We start from the raw sequence: 20930 nt of genomic DNA, 5'->3' as shown, positions 1-20930 counted from the left end.
CCGGCTCAGTGCGGCCGTGCGTCGGGCTCCCGGCGCGCGGCCGCACGCACGCTGAGCACCAGCAGGACGAGCACGGCGACCGCTGGAACGGCCAGGGCGAGCGCCACGCCGCCGTCCGCGTAGGTGCCGGACACCGCGCCCAGTGCCACCGCCAGCAGCAGCAGCTGCACGACGATCGCGCCCGAGCGGCCCCACGACTGTCCGCGCAGGACAGCCACCGCGAACGACCCCACCGCCACGGCGGCCACGACCGTGAGCACGATCAGAGCGAGGGCGCTGGCCACCGACACGGTGTCGCCCACCGTCAGCGCCACGATCTGCCATCCCGCGAGAGCGGCGACGCCCAGCGCTTCGAGGGCGATGAGGACACCCGCGATGCGTTCGACGGGCGTGAGAGCGGAAGTTGTCGGCATCCTCGTGTCTGCTTTCGGGAAGTGGGCGGTCTTTGTGTACAACCTCCATGGCTTCGGCGGACGCTCAGCAAGTTCCGCAGAAGACTCAGGAATGACCCTTGCCCGGACTCGCCGCACTGTGAAACCATTGTCAGGTTGTGTGCTCCCACAGCGCCGTGGGGCGAGCACGAGGCTCGCACATGCCCAGAGTACCGGAAACCCGAATCGTCACTCTGGATGCACGCGAACAATTCCCCCCCCCATCAAGGAGCACCCCAATATGGATTGGCGCGACAAATCCGCATGCCTGACCGTCGACCCCGAACTGTTCTTCCCCGTGGGCAACACCGGCCCCGCAGTCGAGCAGATCGAGAAGGCCAAAGCCGTGTGCGCGCGGTGCACGGTCACGGAGATCTGCCTGCAGTACGCCCTCGAAACCGGCCAGGACTCCGGGGTGTGGGGCGGCCTTTCCGAGGATGAGCGCCGCGCCCTGAAGCGCCGCGCCGCGCGCGCCCGCCGCGCCAGCTGACACCGCCCGCCGTGTGCGCCGGGGGGAGGCGCGCACGGCGGCGGTGGTCATCCGCGCCGCCGCTGCCGGGGCGTTCAGCCCGCGCTGCGCTCGATGTAGCGCAGCGGAATGTCGATGGTCACCTCGGTGCCGCTGCCCATGATCGTGTGCCAATCGATGGTGCCGCCCAGCTCACCCTGAATGAGCGTCCGCACGATCTGCGTGCCGAGCCCGCGACCCACCTGCCCCTCGGGGAGCCCTGTTCCGGTGTCGCGCACACTCACCTCCAGCCGCTCGTCGGAGCGCTCGGCGGCGATCTCGACATCGCCTTCCTTGCCGGCGAGGCCGTGCTCGACGGCGTTGGTGACGAGCTCAGTGAGCGCCAGCGCCAGAGGCGTCGCGTACTCGCTGGGGAGCGTCCCGAACTGCCCGGTCGTGCGCGTGCGCGCCCGCGTGTTCGGCGCGGCCGCCACCTCGGCGACCAGCTTGAGCACGCGCGCGAAGACGTCGTCGAAGTCGACGTTCTGCGCCAAGCCCTCCGAGAGCGTGTCGTGCACCACGGCGATCGCGGACACCCGGCGCATCGCCTGGGTCAGAGCCTCGCGGGCCTCGTCGGAGTGAGTGCGCCGTGATTGGATGCGCAGCAGCGACGCGACCGTCTGCAGGTTGTTCTTCACGCGATGGTGGATCTCACGGATCGTCGCATCCTTCGTGATGAGCTCCTGCTCCTGATGGCGGATCTCGGTGACGTCGCGGCAGAGGACGATCGCGCCGATGCGCTTGTCGTGATCGCGCAGCGGAATGGTGCGCAGCGACACGGTCACCCCCCGCGCCTCGACGTCCGCGCGCCAGGGCGCCCGCCCCGTCACGACGACGGGCAGCGATTCGTCGAACTGCCGTTTCGCGGGCAGGATGCCGGTCGTCACCTCCACGAGCGACTCGCCCTCCAGCTCCTCTTCGAAGCCCAGCCTGTTGAACGCGGACAGCGCGTTGGGGCTGGCGAACGTGGTCACCCCGTCGGGGTCCAGCCGGATGAGGCCGTCCGACGCGCGCGGCGCGCCGCGGCGGGGCGAGGTCGGCGCGGTCAGGTCGGGGAAGTCGGCCGAGGCCACCATGGCGAACAGGTCGTCCGCGCAGTCGTTGAAGGTGATCTGCTGGCGCGACGGGGTGCGCGTCTCCCCCAGGTTGGTGTGACGGGTGAGCACGCCGATCACGCGCGGGTCGACGTCGCCGTGGGCACGCTCGCGGACGATCGGCACGGCGCGCACCCGGGTGGGGGTCTCCTCGAACCAGTCCGGCGATGCGGAGTCGACGATGCGCGCCGTGTTGAACGCGTCGCGCACCTGCGTGCGCCACTGGGGGCGCACCCGATCGCCGACGATGTCACGGTAGAACAGCGTCGCCGCGCCGCTCGGACGGGTGTGCGCGACGGCGATGAACGAGTCATCCGCGGTGGGAACCCAGATCACGATGTCGGCGAACGCGAGGTCGGCCAGCAGCTGGCCGTCGCCGGCGAGGCGGTGCAGCCACTCCACGTCATCGGCGGAGGACCGCCCCTGGGCATAGACGATATCGCTGAGGGTGGACACCCTTTCACCCTAACCGGGCGCTCAGGCGGTCCGCGCGAACAGCCCGCGGCGTCGTTCCGACCCGGCGCGCCGCCGTCTCGGGACGGGCGGGGACACCGGTGCGACCGGAGCGATGGCCTCCCCCACCAGGCGCCGCACCGCCGCCGAGAGGGCGCTGCGGCCGGCGACCTCCTGCGCGGGCCGGGCCGCCAGCATCGCGGCATCCGCCGCCTTGGTGTCAAGCGGCAGGAACCAGACGTCGCGGATGCCGCAGAAGCGGTCCAGCGTCGCGCGCACCTGCCCGCGGGGATCGACCCCCAGCGCGCCGGGGCGGAGGCGGTTGACGACGACCACGACGGGCGTGGCGCCCACCGTCGCCCGCAGCTCGGCGTGGCCGCGCACGAAGCGTGCCATGCCGACGGGGTCAGCCGATGCCACTGCCACGATGAGGTCCGCCGCCCGCACCGCCGCCAGCGATGCGGCGTTCCGCCGCGGACCGGCCAGGTCGCTGACGATCTCCTCATCCTGCTCGAGCGACGCCGCGACGTCGACGATCGTCTCGTCCACCCAGGAGCGACACACCTGCAGCGCCCCGCCGACGCGCTCCTCGCTGAGCTCCGGCCACCGTCCCGGCCGGTTGAGACCGGTCAGCACCTCCACCCCGCGCCCCAGCGGCACGCTGATGCGGCTGAGCTCCGCGGGGGTCAGGGCATCGTGGTCGACCTGACGGCACGCGGCCGCGAACCCCGGGCCCTCATCGGCGAGGCCGAGCGCCAGCGCGAGGGACGGCGCGTGGGTGTCCGCGTCGACGAGACCCACCCGTCGGCCGTCGCGGGCGAGCTCGGCGGCGAGCTCGACGGCCACGGTGCTGCGCCCCGGCGCCCCGGTGGGACCCCAGACCGCGATCACCCGCCCCGTCGGCGCGGGGGCCGGCGCCACCGGCGTGACACCACCCTGCAGCGCCTCCGCCACGCGCGCGCCGTCGCCCAGGGGCAGCGGTGCCGGGAGCCCGTACAGCTGCGCCAGCCGATCGTCGCCCGACCCTCCGCTCAGCGGCACGATGCGCACGCCGTGACGGTCGCAGAGCGACACCAGTGCCGGCGCGATGGTGTCGCGGCGCAGCTCCAGCATGAGCAGATCGGCCGCGGTGACGGCGCCGAGCAGGTCACGCCCGTCGGCGGCGAGCATCGCGTCGGCCGCCGCGCGCGCGGGCGCGTCGGCAGCGACCGCAGCCGAGGCCGTGACGCCCAGCCGTTCCAGGTGCAGCGCGATGTCTGAGGCGGCGGGACCGTCCACGGCGACGACCGCGGTGGTCACCGCCCACCACCCACGGCCGGAACGACCGACAGTGCGGCGCCCCCGGCAATCGCGGAGAGGGTCGCGGCGACATCTGCGCGCGGGATGATGAGCTCGAGGGCGGGACGATCGGCGCCCATCACCGAATCGTCGCGCGTCACGGTGGCGACGGTCGCATCGGGCACGAGGATGCGCGGCTCGTCGAACGCCCCGTGCTCGAGGGCCGGAGCGGCCCACAGCTCGACCGCCGTGCCCGCGCCGACCGCCGCGGGCACGTCGGTCGCGGATCGCAGCACGACGGAGGTCAGATCGCTGACGGACGCCTCACCCACGGCGCTGAGGGGAACCAGCTCGCCCTCCGCGATCGTGCGCACGGCCACGGCACCCGGTTCGAGCAGCCCCGGCGCGGCGTAGACGTCGTCGCCCACCTGCCCGAGGGCGACCTCCACCACCTGCAGGGCACCGGCCTGCACCTCTTCGCCGGGGACGATCGTGCGCGCCGCAGCGAAGACGGGCACGGTCTGCCGCGCCGCGGCGACCACGAACCACACGCCCGCGATCGAGGCGACGATGAGCACGATGCCGAGGATGAACCGCGTGTCCGCCCAGAATGCCCGCGTGCGTGCGGGAACGGGGTCCGGTGCACTCATGGGCACCATGGTGGCCCAACCACCGCTCTCACCGCGGCGTTTATCCACAGGCCGGCGCGGGGCGGGTCGGCTCCCCCGCCGCACCTGATAATGGGTGGATGCCCAGCGCAACCCCTCCAGATGCGCGCCTGCTCGCCCCTGCGCAGGTCGCCGAAGTGCTCAGCGTGTCGGTCGACGAAGTGGTGGCCCTGGTGCTCGACGGAAGGCTCCGCGGCATGAAGGTCGGCTCCCCCGCGCGCTGGCGGATCGAGGGCGACAGCGTGGAGCGCTACCTCGACGACCAGGCCGAGGAGGCCCGCCGCATGGCGCTGTGGCGTCAGTCCAACGCCGCCAGCTTCCCCGAGCTGTGGGGCCGAGGCGTGGTGCAGCGGCCCGACTGACCCCTCACGTCAGCGCTGCGGCAGAGTCCAGTCGCAGCCAGACCAGGGCATCGGTCGGGACGAGCCGGTGACCGCCCACCGCCGCCGCCCGTCGCGGTGCGTCTCGGTCGTGCAGCGCCAGGTCGACGTGGTCGGCACCCGCACGGTCGATCGTGCCCGACAGCAGCCGTCCGCCGGCGACGCCCACCGTCACCGGAATGCGCCGCCGGGAGAGGTCGCGCAGCACGAAGCCGAGCGTCATGCGGTCGGCCAGGCGGGCGGGCGCCGCCACGGGCCGGGCGCTGCGCAGCAGGTCGGCCTGCGGGATGCCGATCGCCGCCGTGCCGGCGAAGGGCAGCAGCAGCGCACCCCCGCGCCGGGTGTCAGCGGTCACGGCGAACCAGTCGGCGCCCACCGCCGACACGGTGCCGGTGGCGACGGTGCCGTCGACGAGGTCCACCGACACCGTGGGCTCGGTCCCCACCAGCACCCGCAGGCGCTCCCGCAGCGACAGCTTGGACAGCCGCAGGCGCTCGGCCTCGGTGTCCAGCGCCGCACGCTCCGCCTCCCACTCCGAGGCGAGCTGGTCCTCGAGGTCCTCGAACAGCCGATCCCAGCGCATCCCGCGAATGTAGCGTCCCGCTTCCGGACCCCCGGGGGGTTGTCCACAGGTTGGAGGATTCTCATCGCGCGCCGCGCGGCGGCTGTGGTTCACTCGTGCCACTTCCCGCCCCCGCGCTCGCCCAGAGAAGGGACACCGCATGGTCCCCCACCCCTCACCGGCGTCGCGGCCCGTGCATGTGTCGGTGGCCGTCGAGGACTTCCTCGCGCCGCAGCGTACGCCGTCCGCCGAACTCCCCGATCCCGAGCCGCTCCTGCGCAACCTCACCCGCGGGGTACTCGAGGTGCTGGCCGGCGTACGCGAGGTCGACCAGCTGGCACGCTGGTTCGCGGAAGAGCCGTTCCGCGCCCTCGTCACCCGCGCGAACCTGGCCGCGCGGGCACGCAGCGCCCGGGGCGTCCCCGCGGCCCGGCCGGTTCACGCCATCGGCACCATCGTGCAGTCCTCGCCGCTGGACGGGGTGATCGAGGCGGTCGTCATCGTCTCGGGTCCTGCACGCACCCGTGCGGTCGCGATCCGGCTGGAGGGAATGGACCGCCGCTGGCGCGCGACCTCCCTCGCTCTGCTGTGATCCCCGCCCCGGCGGGCCGCCTACTCGGCGTCGATCAGCTCGAGCAGCGACTTCAGCGCATCGCGGATCTCGTCGTGGTCGTACTGACCGGCGCGGCTCTCGCCCGAGATCACGCCCGAACGGTGCACCTTCCGGAAATCGCCGAAGGGGAAGGTGTAGGCCTTCTTGGTGCGGCCGTCCTCATCGCGGTCCACGCCGAGATGCCAATGGGAGTACTCGGTCCAGCCCTCGCTCTCGATGAAGGCGTTCTCTTCCGCGGCGCTGGGAGCGGCCTCTGACCAGTCGTCGCGTTCATCGCGGACGACCTTGCCGTCGCGGATGAGGGCGCGCGCATGACGCAGGGCGGGCTTGTTCAGTTCGATGGCCATGACGAAACGATACGGATCCCCGCCCGCGGCGTCACTGCCGGTACGAGGACAGGAAGTTGCCGAGTCGTTCCACGGCCTCGCTCAGCACGCGCGCCTCGGGCAGCGTCACGATGCGCAGGTGATCGGGCGTCGGCCAGTTGAAACCGGTGCCGGGGACCAGCAGCACGTGCTCGGCGACGAGGAAGTCGTAGACGAGCTTGCTGTCGTCGTGGATCTCGTACACCTCCGGATCCAGCCGCGGGAAGGCGTAGAGCGCACCGGCGGGCTTGTGACAGGTGACGCCGGGAATGGCCTCGAGCCCCTCCCACGCGGCATCCCGCTGCTCATGCAGCCGCCCGCTCGGAGCGATCAGCATGTCGATGGACTGCACGCCCGACAGCGCGGCCTGCACGGCGTGCTGCGCCGGCACGTTGGGGCAGAGCCGGGTGGATGCCAGCAGCTGGATGCCCTCGAGGAACCCGGCCGCGTGCTTCTTCGGCCCGGTGATGACCAACCAGCCGGAGCGGTAGCCGGCGACGCGATAGGTCTTGGAGAGTCCGTTGAACGTGAGGCAGAGCAGGTCCGGCGCGAGGGTCGCCAGCGGAATGTGCTCTGCGTCGTCGAAGAGGATGCGGTCGTAGATCTCGTCCGAAAGCAGCAGCAGCGAGTTCTCGCGGGCGATGTCGACGATCCCCTGCAGCACCTCGCGGCTGTACACCGCGCCGGTGGGGTTGTTGGGGTTGATGACGACGATGGCCTTGGTGCGGGGGGTGACCTTGGCGCGGATGTCTTCCAGGTCGGGCTGCCAGCCGTCGTCGCTGTCGCACCGGTAGTGCACGGGCGTGCCGTCCGCGAGGCTCGTCATCGCCGTCCACAGCGGGTAGTCCGGGGCGGGGATCAGCACTTCGTCGCCCTCATCGAGCAGCGCCTGCATCGTCATCGTGATGAGCTCGGAGACGCCGTTGCCGAGGTAGACGTCGTCGGGGTCGAACGAGGGGAAGCCCGGGGTCTCCTCATAGCGGGACACCACCGCCCGGCGCGCCGACATGATCCCGCGGCTGTCGCTGTAGCCGTGCGAGTGCGGGATGGCCTCGATCATGTCGCGCACGATCTGGAAGGGGGCTTCGAACCCGAAGACGGCGGGGTTGCCGGTGTTGAGCTTGAGGATGGTGTGCCCGTCGGCCTCGAGCCGGTCGGCCTCGGCGAGCGCCTGGCCGCGGATCTCGTAGAGGACGTTCTTCAGCTTGCTCGACTGGTCGAGGTTGCGCAGCGGACTCATCGGTTCAGGATATCCCCGGTGCCACGGCCAATGTTCCACCGGTGGCCCGGCCGCCCACCGGCATCCCTCCCCGAAACAGGAAAACTCACCGGTACAGGAGATTCCGGCTGAAATCGTCCTGTGTCGGTGAGTCTTCCTGTCCCGGTGATACGGGACAGTGCCTGCGGCTACTTCTTCTTGCCGGTGGCGCGGCGCTGTGCGCGGTTCTGTGGAGCGGATGCCGGGCGGGCCTCGGCTGCGGAGTCGGTGCGCTGGCCGAAGGCGCCGCGGGGCGCCTCTTCGGTCACGGTGGCCGCCGGGGCGGGGGCCGTGCGGGCCTGCCGTGCCTTGGCCGTCGCCGCCTGCTGCACCTGGCCGCGCTCGTTGCGCACCTCGACGTCGCCGGAGTCACTCGGGGCCGAGTACTCCAGTCGCGGCTGCTCGGGGGCGACCAGTCCCTTGGCATCGACCTCGGCCTGCTGGCCGTCGGTGCGACGCACCTCGACCTCGAGGTTGTAGAGGAAGCCGACCGACTCCTCCTTGATCTGCCCCATCATCGCCTGGAACATCTGGTAGCCCTCGCGCTGGTACTCGATGAGCGGGTCGCGCTGGGCCATGGCGCGCAGGCCGATGCCGTCCTTGAGGTAATCCATCTCGTAGAGGTGGTCACGCCAGCGGCGGTCGAGCACCTGCAGCACGACGCGGCGCTCGAGCTCGCGCATCGCGGGTGAGCCGAGGGATTCCTCGCGGCGCTGATAGGCGATCTTGGCGTCGGAGAGGATCTCGCGCTTGAGGATCTCGGGCGTGATGCGGCCCTTGTGGCCGGCCTCGGAGACGACCTCGTCGATGGTCACCGACACCGGGTAGAGGGTCTTCAGCTCCGTCCAGAGCGCGTCGAAGTCCCAGCTCTCGGTGTGCCCCGACGACGTGTGGTCGTCGATGACCGAGCCGATGGCATCCTCGATGAAGTGCTGGACACGCCCGGACAGGTCGTCGCCCTCCAGCACGTGGCGACGGTCGGCGTAGATGGCCTCGCGCTGGCGGTTCAGCACATCGTCGTACTTGAGGACGTTCTTGCGGATCTCGGCGTTGCGGGACTCGACCTGGGACTGTGCGCTCTTGATCGCGCGCGACACCATGGTCGACTCGATGGCGACGTCGTCGGGGAAGTTCGTGCGCGCGAGGATCGCCTCGGCGGCGCCGGACTGGAACAACCGCATGAGGTCGTCGGTCAGCGACAGGTAGAAGCGGCTCTCGCCGGGGTCCCCCTGGCGGCCGGAACGACCGCGCAGCTGGTTGTCGATGCGGCGGGATTCGTGCCGCTCGGTACCCAGCACGTACAGGCCGCCGGCTTCGACGACCTTCGTCGCCTCTTCGGCGACGGTGTCGCGCACGGCCTCGTAGACGTTGTCCCACTCGGCTTCGTACTCCTCGGGCGTCTCCACGGGATCGAGGCCCTTGGCCTTCATCTCCTGCACCGCGAGGAACTCGGCGTTGCCGCCGAGCATGATGTCGGTGCCGCGGCCGGCCATGTTGGTGGCGACCGTCACCGCGCCCAGCCGCCCGGCGCGGGCGACGATCTCGGCCTCGCGGGCGTGGTTCTTGGCGTTGAGCACCTCGTGCTTGACGCCCTTCTTGGCCAGCAGGCGCGAGAGGTACTCGCTCTTCTCGACGCTGACGGTGCCCACGAGCACCGGCTGCCCGCTGGCGTGACGCTCGGCGATGTCCTCGACGACCTGGGCGAACTTCGCCTGCTCGTTCTTGTAGACGAGGTCCGGCTGGTCCTTGCGGATCATCGGCTTGTTCGTCGGGATCGGCACGACACCGAGCTTGTAGGTCGACATGAACTCGGCCGCCTCGGTCTCGGCGGTACCGGTCATGCCGGCGAGCTTGTCGTACAGGCGGAAGTAGTTCTGCAGCGTGACGGTGGCGAGGGTCTGGTTCTCCGCCTTGACCGGCACGCCCTCCTTCGCCTCGATCGCCTGGTGGATGCCTTCGTTGTACCGGCGGCCCACGAGGATGCGGCCGGTGTGCTCGTCGACGATCATGACCTCGTCGTTCATGACGACGTAGTCCGCGTCGCGCTTGAACAGGGCGAGCGCCTTGATCGAGTTGTTGAGGAACGAGATGAGCGGCGTGTTGGCCGACTCGTACAGGTTGTCGATGCCGAGGTAGTCCTCGACCTTCTCGATGCCGGGCTCGAGCACGCCGATGGTGCGCTTCTTCTCATCGACCTCGTAGTCGACCCCGGGCTCGAGGGTCTTGGCGATCTTCGCGAACTCCACGAACCAGCGGTTGGCCTCGCCGGAGGACGGCCCCGAGATGATGAGCGGAGTGCGCGCCTCGTCGATGAGGATGGAGTCCACCTCGTCGACGATGGCGTAGAAGTGGCCACGCTGCACGAGGTCGTCCTTGCGCCAGGCCATGTTGTCGCGCAGGTAGTCGAAGCCGAACTCGTTGTTGGTGCCGTAGGTGATGTCGGCGGCGTACTGCTCGCGGCGCACCTGCGGGTTCTGCCCGGCGACGATCGTGCCGTAGGTCATCCCGAGCGCCCGGTAGACGCGGCCCATGAGCTCGGCCTGGTACGAGGCCAGGTAGTCGTTGACGGTGATGACGTGCACGCCCTTGCCCGCGATGGCGTTGAGGTAGACCGGCAGCGCCGCCGTCAGGGTCTTGCCCTCACCGGTCTTCATCTCGGCGATGTTGCCGAGGTGAAGCGCCGCGCCGCCCATGACCTGCACGTCGTAGGGACGCTGGCCCAGGGTGCGCTTGGCCGCTTCGCGCACCGCAGCGAAAGCCTCGGGCATCAGCTGGTCGAGCGTCTCCCCGGCGGCGTAGCGGGCTCGCAGCTCCGCCGTCTCGCCGCGCAGCTCCTCGTCGGTGAGCTGCGCGTAGTCCTCTTCGAGGGCTCCCACAGCCTTGACGACCTGCTGCAGGCGCCGCAGCACCCGCCCCTCACCGGCGCGGAGCAGTTTCTCGAGAGGGTTGGCCACGGGGCATCTCCATCTGTGGTTCGGGCGCGGGTTGCGCCGGAGCCCTCACGCTCGGGCGCGCGGGCACACACCGCCATGTTATCGGCCTGTGACCTCTGCGTCGCCTGAAGAGGGCCTGCGAACTCTCGCCCTGAGCGAACCGACGCGCCGACCATCGTCGCGCCGTAGGATCGGCGTATGGCCGGATTCTGGGGCAAGCGCAAACGGGAGCAGCAGGAACTGCAGGAGCACGACGCGGATCTCGCGCGCCGGGCCGACGCCGCGCTGGTGGCCACGGACGAGCGGCTTCGCGTCACGACCGACGAGCTGGTCTTCGCCGACGCCGAGCTCGGCTCCGACGCCACGGCGGAGCTGCGGGAAGCGCTCGCGGCGGTGCGTCATCACCTGGGCGAGGCGTTCCACCTCAATCAGCTCAACCACGACGACATCCCCGACACGATCGAAGAGCTGCGCACGCGCAACGCGCGGATCATCCAGCTCTGCGAGTGGGCGGACGATCTGATCGACGACCGCACCAGCGCACTGGCCGAGCGCATCGAGCGTGCGCGCCGAGCCCCCGAGGTCCTCGCCGGCATCCGCGCGGATGTGGAGCGCCTCAGCACCCGCATCCCTGCGGCGCGCACCGTGGTCGAGCGGATCAACCTGCGCTACGCCCCGAGTGCCGCGCAGCGCGTGGCCGGCAACGCCGACGAGGCGGCCGGGCTGCTCGATTTCGCCGCGCACGGCGCCGACGTCGCCGAGCGTCGCCGCGACGCCGGCGAGCGCGGAGCCGCGAACATCGCGCTGGAGACCGCCATCGAGGCGGTGCGGCGGGCGGGGACGCTGCTGGATGCGGTGGACGACTTCGAGGTCGAGGCGCTGCGTGCCCAGTCGACTCTCGCCGCCGTGGTCGCCGACTCCCGCGAGGACATCGTGGCCGCGCGCAACGCTCCGCAGGTGCCGGCGGTGACCACCGCGGTCGCCGAACTGGAGCGGGCCCTATCGGGTCTCACCCCGGCCGGCGGCAAGGCCGACCCCTTCGCCGAGCTGACGGTGCTGCGCGAGAAGAACGCCGCCCTGGACGCCGCGGTCGACAAGGCGCGCGAGCGCGCCGCCCGGCCGATCCCGGACGAGGCGCACGTGCGTCACGCCGTCGACGACGCCGACCGCCAGCTGGCCGTCGCGCGCTCGGTGATCGCGGGGCACCGCGGGTGGATCGGAGCCGACGCCCGCACCCGCCTGGCCGAGGCGGAGAGCCTGCGGGCGGCGCTCACCGCGGTGATCGCGGGCCCGATCGGCGAGGACGACCGCGAGAAGGCCCTCGCCGACGCCCGCCGCTGCGGAATGCTCGCCTCCGAGGCGCTGCAGTACGCCCAGCGGGACATCGACTCCTCGCGCCCCGACGATCCGGGCTGGGGCGGCCCCCAGGGCGGATGGGGCGGCGGCCGCGGCGGCCGCCCCGGCGGCGACAACATCATGGGAGGTCTGCTCGGCGGCCTCGTCATCGGCAGCCTGCTGGACGGGATGTTCGACTGACCCGAGAGGGCGCACGCACAAGAAAGCGGATGCCGCGTGTAGGCGATGGTCCACGCGGCATCCGCTGTTCATGAAGAGGCTATGAGGCGATGTCAGCCGCCGGCGGGGCAGCCGTGGTCAGCGAGATCACGCCGTAGTCCCAGCCCTTGCGCCGGTAGACCACGCTCGGGTGGTCGCTGCGGGCGTCGATGAACAGGAAGAAGTCGTGGCCGACCAGCTCCATGCGGTCGACGGCCTCCTCGACGGTCATCCACTCCGCGTCGAACTGCTTCGTGCGGATGACGACGGGGGTGTAGTCCGCCTCTTCGGTGCTCTCAGGCTGCACCGGAACGGTGCCGGTGGCGACGGCTTCGAGCACGTCGACGGGGGCCGGTTGCACGTCGATGCCCTCGAGCGAGCCGTTCTCCTTCTTGAAGGTGGCGCCGCGCGGCTTGTCGCGGGCGTCGAGGCGCTTCTCCTTGGCACGGCGCAGCTGCTCGGCGAGCTTGTCGACGGCCAGATCCAGGGCCGTGAACTTGTCGCCGTCGACGGCTTCAGCGCGCACCAGCGGTCCCTTGCCGGTGAGGGTCAGCTCGACGGTCTCGTCTTCCATGCGACCGTTGTGGTACGCGCGGTGGGTCACTTTGACGTCCAGCCGCTGGGCCCGCGGAGCGAGGTGCTCGACGCGCTGCGCCTTCTCTTCGACCACAGTGCGGAATCGATCGCTGATTCCGACTCCCACGCCGACAATGCTGGTATCCATCCTTGACCTCCTTGTTCCGGTCCGCCCGGCCAAGGGCGGACCATGAGTCGCCTTGTCCCTTCAACGCTATCGTCCCCGTCGCCCGATGTCATCTTGACGCCCCATACGTGCGCGCGGTGAAGGCCACGGTGGCCGCACCGACGACGTGGACACCGCCGGCCCGCAACGCCCGCGCCGCCTCGGCCAGGGTGGCGCCGGTGGTCACGACGTCGTCCACGAGCACCACCGGCAGATCGACGTCGCCGCGCGTCGTCATGCTGCCGGCGACGTTGGCGCTGCGCGCCCCGCGCGTCAGCCCTCGCTGATCGCTCGTGGCGCGTGCGAGCTGCAGCAGCCGGCGGGGTTCCGCGCCCGCCCGACGCGCGATGAGTTCGACCGGGCGGTACCCGCGCCGGCGCACGGACGCCGGCGATGCCGGCACCGGGACCACCGCCGCGTGCGGGTCGCACGCACCGAGCGCCGCGGCGAGCGCCGGGGCGAGCGCGCGAGCGAGCGAGGTGCGCCCGTCCTCTTTGAACGCACGGAGTACCCGTGCGGCCACCCCTTCGAAGCTCAGGCCGCTCCAGATCTCCAGCCCGCCCGCGGTGCGGCGGCGCGGCTCCGGCACGAGGTGCGCCCGGCACGGCGCGCACAGCGGTGTGTCCGGGAGGTCGCAGCCGGCGCACCAGGTCGGAAAAGCGAGCGAGAGCGCATCGGCGAGCGCGCCGCGCACGGCGGGAGGAAGCGGGATCATCGCCCGATTCTGCGGCGGCTCCGCCGCCGGCGCAGAGGATCCCGCCGGCGTCGGGGACGGATCGGCACCGTCTGCGCCTGGGGAGAGCGGGGCGGCTCAGCCCGGGGTTCCCTGCACCGTGGCGAGCACCAGCACGGGGACGTCCGCGGCGGCGTTGCCCCAATTGGTCCCGCGACGCACGTACAGCACACCGCGCGCGTCGAGCAGACGCGGGACGAAGGCCTGGTTGGTCGGGGCGATGGTCGTGATCGCTGCCGGCGCGGTGACGATGTCGGCCGGTCCCCCCACCAGCTGCTCCACCAGGTTGGTGTCACCGGCGACGTCGGAGACGATCCCCACGTGCGTGGCGTCCAGCCACGCCATGTCCGTTCCCGTACCGGGGAGGGACCCGAGCATCCACGGTTCACCGAGGCGCACCGGCACTCCCCCGTCGCGGATGACGCCGGCCACCCACACCGTCGGCGGCCCGCCGTCGCTGACCACGGCCGCGACCCGCGTGCCGTCGCGCGACACCTCCATCGAGCTGATCCTGGTGGCATCCGGCCAGGCGGCCGCCACATCGACGCTCGCGCCCTCGGGGCCGAAGGCCCGCAGCGCCTGGGGCTGCGAGCGCGGGACGCTCCACACCCAGCCGCCGGTGTCGATCGTCGGGGCGATGAGGTCGGGCCGGGTGTCGACATCCGCCCAGCCGGTGGCCGCATCCGCGCGCGCGACGGCACCCGTGCCGCGCAGCAGCGCCGCGGCATCCTGGTCGGCCGACACCTGCACCGCCGTGGGGCCTGCGTCGACGATGGCCTCGGAGAGCTCCCCGATCGGCTCGAGCGCGTCGCCGGAGAGGAAGCCGAAGCCCTCCTCCACCAGCACGAGGGGCTGCGGCGGCACCCGTGTCGAGCGGGTCTCCACCCGCGACGCCGGCAGCGGCTGCCCGTCGACCGTCAGCTGCACCGCGGTCACCCCGGCACCGACGAGGCTCTCCAGCAGCTGCGTCTGCACGCGGTCCAGGGTCTCGCGGTCCAGATCCAGCGCCCCAGGGGTGAGTTCGACCTGCGCCGTGCCGTCGTCCCGCACGGGCACGGTGCGTGCGGCGAGGGTGACGTCCTCGGGCACGGCGGTGGCGACGGCCCCCGACAGCCAGGGGCTCGGCCCGCTCTCCAGCAGGGCGCTGGCCACGCTGGTGGCGGGGTTGGTCGTGGTGAACCACCGCACGTCGGGGACGAGGTAGGTCCAGGTGGGGTCGAAGTAGGCCAGCGCGTAGCTGCGGAAGACCACGTCGAAGCGGGCGTCGTCCAGCACGATCCCGTTCGGGGCCTCACTGATGCGCCACTGCCCGTCTTCCTGGGCGAGTCCGAACCTCAGCTCGAGGTCGTCGCCGCCGAGGTCGTCGTAGGCGCCGACCTCGTCCACGGTCGCCTGGGCCGTCACGTTCAGCACGATGGTGTCGTCGCCCGCGTCGACGTACTCCCGCTGCGAGAAGTCGTCGATGGTGACGTTGGCGGAGGGATCCCACGTCTCTCGCGCTTCGGCGGTGAGGTACTCGCGCGCGGTGGCCCACTCCCCGCGGGTGCCCGAGCCCGCGCGGATGAAGCCCTCCACGATCTCCTGCGGAGTCGCACCGGGCTGCGGGGGGTCGGCGATCAGGGAGATGTCGGGCGGGCGGGTGTCGCCCTCCAACGGCAGGCCGGGGTTGACCGGGCCGCTCGTGGGCAGCCCTGCGCACGCGGACAGCATGAGGGCGGATGCCGTGGCGATCGCGACGGCGAGCGCGCGGATCGGCGATCTCATCGCTTCTCCCTCCGGTCTGCGGGCGGTATCTCGATCGGCTGGGTCAGCCCGAGGGTGTCGAAGGCGGCGTCGTCTCCGGGGTCCGCCGGGATCGGCGACGCTCCGCTGAGCTCACTGCCGTGCCGGGGGATGGTCAGCACGAAGTGGGTGCCTCGCCCCAGCGCCGACCACACCGCGAGGGTGCCGCCGTGCAGCCGCGCATCGCCCAGCGCGATGGACAGACCGAGTCCCGTGCCGCCGATCGTGCGGGTGCGCGACGGGTCGGCTCTCCAGAAGCGGTCGAAGACGCGCTCGGAATCGGCGGCGGTCATGCCCAGGCCGTAGTCGCGCACCCCGAGCGCGACGGCGTGCTGGTCGCTGTCGACGGTCACCACGATCGGGCGCCCCTCCCCGTGCTCGATCGCGTTGCCCAGAAGGTTGCGGACGATGCGGCGGACGCGCCGCGGATCCATCTCGACCGGCGAGTACCCGCCGGGGGCGATGAGGCGCACGTCGGTGCCGTGCTGGTCCGCGAGCTGCTGCATCGACGCGATGACGTCCTCGGCCAGCTGCGCCATGCTGGTCGGCTCGATCTCCAGCTGCACGGAGCCGGCGTCGTACCGGCTGATCTCGAGGAGGTCCGTCAGGAGCGTCTCGAACCGCTGCACCTGGGCGTGCAGCAGCTCCGCGGCGCGTGCGGTGGCGGGGTCGAACGCCTCCCGCCGGTCGTTGATCATGTCCGATGCCAGGCGGATCGTCGTCAGGGGCGTGCGCAGCTCGTGGGAGACGTCGGACACGAACCGCTGCTGCACGAGCGAGAGGTCGGCGAGGTCCTTGATCTGCGATTGGATGCTGTCGGCCATCGCGTTGAACGAGCGCGCGAGCGTGGCCAGCTCGTCGTCGCCGCGCACCTGCAGCCGCACCCCGAGATCGCCGTGCGCCAGCCGCTCGCTGGTCTCGGCCGCCTCGGCGATCGGGCTCGTCACCGACCGCAGCACCACCCACGAGATGGCGCCGATCAGCAGCACCAGCGCGGCACCGACGATCCACAGGGTCACCTGCACGAAGCCCAGCGTCTGCGAGGCGTCCGCGAGGTCGTAGCCGAAGTAGAGCTCGTACGAACCGGCTTCCGGCACCTGCAGCTGCTGGCCCACCACGATGCCGGGCACCGTTCCGCCGTCGCCGTCCGGGAGGGCGACCGACTGCCACCACTGCAGCTCGGCCCCGTCCTGCACGGACGTGCGCAGGCCTTCCGACAGGTAGTCCTCGGTCAGCCCGCCGGTTGTGAAGCCCTGGGGCGCCAGAGCCGAAGCCGGGTCGCTGCGCAGCGCCGCCGTCATCTCGGTCGCCCCCTGCCGGGCGACGGTGCTGACGCTGACCAGCAGATTGTCGACCGCGACGAGGTCACCGCCGACTTCCGCGGAGTCCAACGTCGCCTGCGCGGTCTGCGTGGTGCGTGCGGCATCGTCGAGCACCTGTTCCAGGCGCGACTGGAACAGGTCGTTCTGGATCGCCAGCGCCATGAAGACGAAGGCGGCCAGCACGGCCAGTGCGCTGAGGCCCAGAGCCAGCAGCACCGTGCGGAAGCGCAGCGAGCGCCGCCACGCATAGGCGACGTGCCGGGGCCAGGAGCGCCAGTCCCGCAGGCGGGCCGGCACACGCCGCGGCGCGCGCGCGAGGGACACGGACCTCAGACCACCGCGCCGGCGCGATATCCGACGCCGCGCACCGTCGTGACGATGCGGGGGTTGTCGGGGTCGAGCTCGACCTTGGCACGCAGCCGCTGCACGTGCACGTTGACGAGGCGGGTGTCGGCCTTGTAGTGGTAGCCCCACACCTGCTCCAGCAGCATCTCGCGGGAGAAGACGTGCTGGGGCTTGGATGCCAGCGCCACCAGCAGCTCGAACTCCAGCGGCGTCAGCGCGATCACCTCGTCCCCTCGGCGCACCTCGTGGGCCGAGACGTCCACCGTCAGATCGCCGATGCGCAGCGTCTCTCCGGCGGGCTCCGACGTCGGCCGCAGCCGGGTGCGGATGCGGGCGACCAGCTCCTTCGGGTTGAAGGGCTTCACGATGTAATCGTCCGCGCCCGACTCGAGACCGCGGACGACGTCGGCGGTGTCGGTACGCGCGGTGAGCATGATGATGGGCACACCGGACTCGGCACGGATGCGCGTGCAGATCTCTATCCCGTCGGCCCCGGGAAGCATGAGGTCGAGCAGCACGAGGTCGGGGCGCTCGGCACGCCACACGTCGACGGCGGCCGCTCCGTCGGCGCAGAACACCGTGTCGAAGCCCTCGGTGCGCAGGACGATGCCGATCATCTCGGCCAGCGCCGTGTCGTCATCGACAACAAGGATGCGTGAGGTCATGGGTGCGTGCTCGTCCTCCGGGTTCCCCAGCCCGCGCCGCAGGCAGGGCGAGCGGGCTCCGCCCAGAGTAGCCGACACCGTCGGCAGGTGGCCGCACCGCCCCGCGGCGCCGCGTCGCGGCATCCGCCCGTTATGACACGATAGGACCCACCCCCAGCCGCCCAGGGAGAGTCATGACCGCATATCCGGCCTGGACGCCCGCCGCCCGCCCGGGCATCGTCCCACTGCGTCCGCTGTCGTTCGGCGTCATCCTCGGCCGCTCGTTCTCGGCCCTGCGCCAGAACCCGCGCGTACTGCTGGGCTTCGCCCTGGCCGTGCAATCGGTGGCCACGTTCCTCGGATCGCTGGCGATCGTCGCGATCCTCATCGCGGCGTACCTGCGACTGGACACGCTGCGACCGGGCACTCAGGCCTTCGACGAGGTGATGGCGGGATCCATCGCCATCGGCTTCGGCGGCAGCGTGCTGGTCAGCCTCGTGATGTCGGCCGTGAGCGTGATCGTCCAGGGCGTCGTGGTCGCAGAGGTGACCCGGGCCGTCGTGGCGGAGAAGCTCACCCTTCGCGCCCTCTGGACGCAGGTGAAGCCCGTGATCTGGCGGCTGGTGGGCTACACCCTGCTGCTGACCCTCGTCGTGCTGGTGGCCCTGGGCATCGTGGTCGCCGGCGCCGTCGTGCTCGTCCTCAGCGATCCCGTCAGCGGCATCGTGGTCGCGCTGGGCGTGGGGCTCGCGGCGATCCCCCTGGCGCTGTGGCTGACGGTCAAGCTGCTGCTCGTGCCGCCGGCGATCATCCTGGAGCGTGCGACGATCACCGGCGCCATCGCGCGGTCGTGGACGCTCACCCGCGGTCGCTTCTGGTCCACGCTGGGCGTCGTCGTCATCATCTCGGTCGCGTTCGGCACCATCGGCCAGCTGGTGAGCCTGCCGTTCTCGCTGGCCACGACGGCCGTCTCCACCGTGCTCGCCCCCACGGGGGACCCCGAGACCGGCTTCTTCGTCGCCCTCGTCGTCGGCGGTGTGCTGACGCAGGTGGTCACGGTGCTCGTGCAGTCGGTCGCGCTGATCGTGCAGTCCACCGCGACGTCGCTCATCTACGTCGACTGTCGCATGCGGCGTGAGGGGCTGGACCAGGACCTGCTCGCCTACGTCGAGCGGCGCGATGCCGGAGCCACCGACCTGGACGACCCGTACACCCGCCACATCGGTCGCGCGGTCGCGCCGCGCGCGGCCGCCCCTGGCCCCTACGCCGCGTACCCGCCCCCGCCGGGCGCGTATCCGTCCCCGCCGGCCGGCGCCTACCCGCCGCCTGCCGGGTACACCCCGCCGCCCGGCGCGTACCCGCCGCCGGCCCGGCCGGAGCCCGAAGAGGGATCGCACCCGTGGGTGAAGCCCTGACCGCGGAGGTCCCGCTGATCCCCGACGGGGACGAGGCACGCCGCTGGGCCGAGACGGAGCTGTCCGATCCCGCCTACGCGATCACCGAGCCGACGGCGCTGGACCGCTTCGCGTACGGCGTGGAGCAGTTCTTCCGCGATCTGTTCGCCACCGAGCTCCCCGAGGGATGGGGTCCGTGGCTGGCGATCGGGGTGTCCGTGCTCATCGTCGCCCTGGTCGTGGTGGCGCTCGCGATCTGGGGGATGCCGCGGACGCCCGCGCGATCGCGCACCGCAGCCGACCTCTTCGGAGAGACCGAGCAGCGCACCGCCGCCCAGCTGCGCGCTGCCGCCGCGCAGCACGCCGACCGCGGCGAATGGGATGCCGCCGTCGCCGAGCGGTTCCGCGCACTCGCGCGGGCCCTCGACGAACGCGGCGTCGTGGACGTCGCCCCCGGTGCCACCGTTCACGCCTTCGCCCGCGACGCCGGCGCGGCCCTGCCCGCCCTGGCGGAGCGCCTGGAGCGCGCGGCCAGTGCCTTCGACGACGTGCGGTACCTGCGCCTGCCGGGAACGCCGGAGCTGTACGGCGCGGTCGCCGCGGTCGACGACGACGCCGCCGCATCCGTCCCCCACCGCCGCGACCCGGTGGCGGCGCCATGACGGCGCCCGCCCCCGCCGACGCCGCCGCGCGCCGCCGACGCGTCGGGGGGTGGGCGGCGATCGCCGCGGCCCTCGTGCTCACGGGCGCGGGCTCGGCGGCCCTTCTCTCCCTCGGCGACTGGACCGAGCGGGATGCGCTGGATCCGGAATCGGTGGGCGCTACCGGCACACGCGCGGTCGCCGAGGTGCTGCGCGACCAGGGCCTCAGCGTCGACGTCGTCCGCGACCGGCCGTCCGCCGAGCGGGCGCTCGCCGACAGCGGCGACACCCTCGTGCTCACCGACACCGCCCCCCTGGACGACGAGACGCTCGAACGCCTCACGCGCATGGCCGACGACGTCGTGCTCGTCGACCCCCGCTCGCGCGACGTCCGGGTGCTGCTTCACGACGCCGCAGCCGCCGGCATCGGCGATGGCGGCCTCGCCGAGCCGGAGTGCACCCTCGCCGAGGCGCAGCGCGCCGGCTCCATCGTGCCGGGCGCGGTCTTCACCCCGGGTGAGGGCGTCACCGCCTGCTATCCGTCGGGCGACGGACACGCCCTCCTCTCGGCCGAGGGCGACACCGGCCGCATCACCGCCCTCGACGCCGGCGAGCTCTTCAGCAACGCCCACCTCGCCGATGACGGCAACGCCGCACTCGCGGCGAACCTGCTCGGGCGTCAGCCGCGGGTGGTCTGGTACCTGCCGGCGCTCGGCGACGGCGCGCTGCCCGACACCGCCCCCACCCTGGGCGACCTGACGCCCGACTGGGTGACGCCCGCCATCGTCGTGGTGCTGGCATCCGCGGTCGCCGCCATCGCATGGCGCGGCCGCCGGTTCGGCCCGCTCGTCACCGAGGACCTGCCGGTGACCGTGCGGGCGTCGGAGACCACCGAGGGGCGGGCCCGCCTCTACGCTCGCGCCCGGGACACCGTGCACGCCGCCGACCTCCTGCGCTTCGGCGCGCTCGAGCGTGTCGCCCGCGCGCTGGGCCTCGGGCCCGCGACCCCCGCCCCCGCGATCGCCGACGCCGCCGCCGCCCTCCTGGGGGCGGACCGCGGCCGCGTGCGCGGCATCCTGATCGATGACCTGCCCGCCAGCGACGCCGAGCTCGTCGCGCTCGCCGACGCCCTGGATGATCTCGAGACGGCCGTCCGTCTCGCCGCCCGACCCGAGAGGAACCCGCAGTGACCCACCTCGAGCCCTCCGCCGCCGCACCCGCGCCGCCGAT

At 72.0% G+C, this 20930-nt stretch carries 20 protein-coding genes; 7 read left to right on the top strand and 13 right to left on the bottom strand.

Annotated elements, in window-relative coordinates; all coding sequences use genetic code 11:
• Positions 1-5 precede the first annotated feature (5 nt).
• Positions 6-413: a histidine kinase gene (locus QNO14_RS03530; RefSeq protein ID WP_257506764.1), complete on the bottom strand. Its 408-nt coding sequence runs from the start codon at positions 411-413 to the stop codon at positions 6-8.
• A gap of 259 nt (positions 414-672) precedes the next feature.
• Between QNO14_RS03530 and QNO14_RS03525 the strand changes: the two genes are divergently transcribed.
• On the top strand, positions 673-921 hold the full coding sequence (locus QNO14_RS03525) for a WhiB family transcriptional regulator (protein ID WP_191718336.1): 249 nt from the start codon (positions 673-675) through the stop codon (positions 919-921).
• Between the two features lie 74 nt (positions 922-995).
• Here QNO14_RS03525 and QNO14_RS03520 read toward each other — a convergent pair whose 3' ends face one another.
• The 3 genes from QNO14_RS03520 to QNO14_RS03510 are packed head-to-tail and all read right to left on the bottom strand — an operon-like array spanning position 996 to position 4414.
• The gene (locus QNO14_RS03520; protein ID WP_257506763.1) at positions 996-2489 is read right to left on the bottom strand and encodes a sensor histidine kinase; all 1494 of its coding nucleotides are present in this window, start codon (positions 2487-2489) and stop codon (positions 996-998) included.
• A gap of 21 nt (positions 2490-2510) precedes the next feature.
• Complete coding sequence (locus QNO14_RS03515) at positions 2511-3785, bottom strand: CpaE/TadZ family protein (protein ID WP_257506762.1); 1275 nt, start codon at positions 3783-3785, stop codon at positions 2511-2513.
• The gene (locus QNO14_RS03510) at positions 3782-4414 is read right to left on the bottom strand and encodes an SAF domain-containing protein (RefSeq protein WP_257495117.1); all 633 of its coding nucleotides are present in this window, start codon (positions 4412-4414) and stop codon (positions 3782-3784) included. Before QNO14_RS03510 ends, QNO14_RS03515 begins: the two co-directional genes overlap by 4 nt.
• A gap of 98 nt (positions 4415-4512) precedes the next feature.
• Between QNO14_RS03510 and QNO14_RS03505 the strand changes: the two genes are divergently transcribed.
• Complete coding sequence (locus QNO14_RS03505) at positions 4513-4794, top strand: helix-turn-helix domain-containing protein (protein WP_257495118.1); 282 nt, start codon at positions 4513-4515, stop codon at positions 4792-4794.
• 4 nt (positions 4795-4798) lie between these two features.
• On the opposite strand, the gene QNO14_RS03500 is transcribed toward QNO14_RS03505, so the two are convergent.
• On the bottom strand, positions 4799-5395 hold the full coding sequence (locus QNO14_RS03500) for a hypothetical protein (RefSeq protein ID WP_257506761.1): 597 nt from the start codon (positions 5393-5395) through the stop codon (positions 4799-4801).
• 139 nt (positions 5396-5534) lie between these two features.
• Between QNO14_RS03500 and QNO14_RS03495 the strand changes: the two genes are divergently transcribed.
• Positions 5535-5966: an Rv3235 family protein gene (locus QNO14_RS03495; RefSeq protein ID WP_257495120.1), complete on the top strand. Its 432-nt coding sequence runs from the start codon at positions 5535-5537 to the stop codon at positions 5964-5966.
• A 20-nt stretch (positions 5967-5986) separates the two neighbouring features.
• On the opposite strand, the gene QNO14_RS03490 is transcribed toward QNO14_RS03495, so the two are convergent.
• The 3 genes from QNO14_RS03490 to secA all read right to left on the bottom strand — a co-directional run bounded on the left by QNO14_RS03490 (position 5987) and on the right by secA (position 10564).
• Positions 5987-6334 (bottom strand): hypothetical protein, encoded by a 348-nt coding sequence (locus QNO14_RS03490; RefSeq protein ID WP_257495122.1) that lies wholly within the window; start codon positions 6332-6334, stop codon positions 5987-5989.
• A 31-nt stretch (positions 6335-6365) separates the two neighbouring features.
• Positions 6366-7592: a pyridoxal phosphate-dependent aminotransferase gene (locus QNO14_RS03485; protein WP_257506760.1), complete on the bottom strand. Its 1227-nt coding sequence runs from the start codon at positions 7590-7592 to the stop codon at positions 6366-6368.
• A gap of 167 nt (positions 7593-7759) precedes the next feature.
• The gene (gene secA / locus QNO14_RS03480; RefSeq protein ID WP_257506759.1) at positions 7760-10564 is read right to left on the bottom strand and encodes a preprotein translocase subunit SecA; all 2805 of its coding nucleotides are present in this window, start codon (positions 10562-10564) and stop codon (positions 7760-7762) included.
• Between the two features lie 177 nt (positions 10565-10741).
• Here secA and QNO14_RS03475 point away from each other — a divergent pair, with 177 nt between their 5' ends.
• Positions 10742-12079 (top strand): hypothetical protein, encoded by a 1338-nt coding sequence (locus tag QNO14_RS03475; RefSeq protein ID WP_257495125.1) that lies wholly within the window; start codon positions 10742-10744, stop codon positions 12077-12079.
• A 79-nt stretch (positions 12080-12158) separates the two neighbouring features.
• On the opposite strand, the gene hpf is transcribed toward QNO14_RS03475, so the two are convergent.
• The 5 genes from hpf to mtrA all read right to left on the bottom strand — a co-directional run bounded on the left by hpf (position 12159) and on the right by mtrA (position 17686).
• The gene (gene hpf, locus QNO14_RS03470) at positions 12159-12821 is read right to left on the bottom strand and encodes a ribosome hibernation-promoting factor, HPF/YfiA family (RefSeq protein WP_257495126.1); all 663 of its coding nucleotides are present in this window, start codon (positions 12819-12821) and stop codon (positions 12159-12161) included.
• An 88-nt stretch (positions 12822-12909) separates the two neighbouring features.
• On the bottom strand, positions 12910-13554 hold the full coding sequence (locus QNO14_RS03465; RefSeq protein ID WP_257506758.1) for a ComF family protein: 645 nt from the start codon (positions 13552-13554) through the stop codon (positions 12910-12912).
• Between the two features lie 96 nt (positions 13555-13650).
• Positions 13651-15336 carry an LpqB family beta-propeller domain-containing protein gene (locus tag QNO14_RS03460; RefSeq protein WP_257506757.1) on the bottom strand — a complete coding sequence of 562 codons (1686 nt, stop codon included), beginning with the start codon at positions 15334-15336 and terminating at the stop codon, positions 13651-13653.
• Positions 15333-17000: an MtrAB system histidine kinase MtrB gene (mtrB, locus tag QNO14_RS03455; protein WP_257495132.1), complete on the bottom strand. Its 1668-nt coding sequence runs from the start codon at positions 16998-17000 to the stop codon at positions 15333-15335. Before mtrB ends, QNO14_RS03460 begins: the two co-directional genes overlap by 4 nt.
• A gap of 5 nt (positions 17001-17005) precedes the next feature.
• Positions 17006-17686 carry an MtrAB system response regulator MtrA gene (mtrA, locus tag QNO14_RS03450; protein WP_257495134.1) on the bottom strand — a complete coding sequence of 227 codons (681 nt, stop codon included), beginning with the start codon at positions 17684-17686 and terminating at the stop codon, positions 17006-17008.
• Between the two features lie 173 nt (positions 17687-17859).
• Between mtrA and QNO14_RS03445 the strand changes: the two genes are divergently transcribed.
• The 3 genes from QNO14_RS03445 to QNO14_RS03435 are packed head-to-tail and all read left to right on the top strand — an operon-like array spanning position 17860 to position 20890.
• Positions 17860-19080, top strand: coding sequence for a glycerophosphoryl diester phosphodiesterase membrane domain-containing protein (locus QNO14_RS03445; RefSeq protein WP_257506756.1), 1221 nt, complete (start codon positions 17860-17862; stop codon positions 19078-19080).
• Positions 19065-19721 (top strand): DUF4129 domain-containing protein, encoded by a 657-nt coding sequence (locus QNO14_RS03440; RefSeq protein WP_257506755.1) that lies wholly within the window; start codon positions 19065-19067, stop codon positions 19719-19721. Before QNO14_RS03445 ends, QNO14_RS03440 begins: the two co-directional genes overlap by 16 nt.
• The gene (locus QNO14_RS03435) at positions 19718-20890 is read left to right on the top strand and encodes a DUF4350 domain-containing protein (protein WP_257506754.1); all 1173 of its coding nucleotides are present in this window, start codon (positions 19718-19720) and stop codon (positions 20888-20890) included. The genes QNO14_RS03440 and QNO14_RS03435 overlap by 4 nt, the downstream gene beginning before the upstream one ends.
• Positions 20891-20930: the final 40 nt, after the last annotated feature.

This window comes from Microbacterium sp. zg-Y625, from assembly GCF_030246925.1.
In the GTDB taxonomy this organism is placed as follows: Bacteria; Actinomycetota; Actinomycetes; order Actinomycetales; family Microbacteriaceae; genus Microbacterium; species Microbacterium jiangjiandongii.
This window is presented reverse-complemented; position numbering and strand designations above follow the sequence as displayed.

Coding starts and splice junctions, on each gene's coding strand:
- hpf (WP_257495126.1), bottom strand. CDS start 12,821: ATGGATACCAGCATTGTCGGCGTGGGAGTCGGAATCAGCGATCGATTC.
- QNO14_RS03465 (WP_257506758.1), bottom strand. CDS start 13,554: ATGATCCCGCTTCCTCCCGCCGTGCGCGGCGCGCTCGCCGATGCGCTC.
- QNO14_RS03490 (WP_257495122.1), bottom strand. CDS start 6,334: ATGGCCATCGAACTGAACAAGCCCGCCCTGCGTCATGCGCGCGCCCTC.
- QNO14_RS03510 (WP_257495117.1), bottom strand. CDS start 4,414: ATGAGTGCACCGGACCCCGTTCCCGCACGCACGCGGGCATTCTGGGCG.
- QNO14_RS03505 (WP_257495118.1), top strand. CDS start 4,513: ATGCCCAGCGCAACCCCTCCAGATGCGCGCCTGCTCGCCCCTGCGCAG.
- QNO14_RS03525 (WP_191718336.1), top strand. CDS start 673: ATGGATTGGCGCGACAAATCCGCATGCCTGACCGTCGACCCCGAACTG.
- QNO14_RS03530 (WP_257506764.1), bottom strand. CDS start 413: ATGCCGACAACTTCCGCTCTCACGCCCGTCGAACGCATCGCGGGTGTC.
- mtrA (WP_257495134.1), bottom strand. CDS start 17,686: ATGACCTCACGCATCCTTGTTGTCGATGACGACACGGCGCTGGCCGAG.
- QNO14_RS03485 (WP_257506760.1), bottom strand. CDS start 7,592: ATGAGTCCGCTGCGCAACCTCGACCAGTCGAGCAAGCTGAAGAACGTC.
- QNO14_RS03460 (WP_257506757.1), bottom strand. CDS start 15,336: ATGAGATCGCCGATCCGCGCGCTCGCCGTCGCGATCGCCACGGCATCC.
- QNO14_RS03495 (WP_257495120.1), top strand. CDS start 5,535: ATGGTCCCCCACCCCTCACCGGCGTCGCGGCCCGTGCATGTGTCGGTG.
- QNO14_RS03435 (WP_257506754.1), top strand. CDS start 19,718: ATGACGGCGCCCGCCCCCGCCGACGCCGCCGCGCGCCGCCGACGCGTC.
- QNO14_RS03445 (WP_257506756.1), top strand. CDS start 17,860: ATGACCGCATATCCGGCCTGGACGCCCGCCGCCCGCCCGGGCATCGTC.
- QNO14_RS03475 (WP_257495125.1), top strand. CDS start 10,742: ATGGCCGGATTCTGGGGCAAGCGCAAACGGGAGCAGCAGGAACTGCAG.
- QNO14_RS03500 (WP_257506761.1), bottom strand. CDS start 5,395: ATGCGCTGGGATCGGCTGTTCGAGGACCTCGAGGACCAGCTCGCCTCG.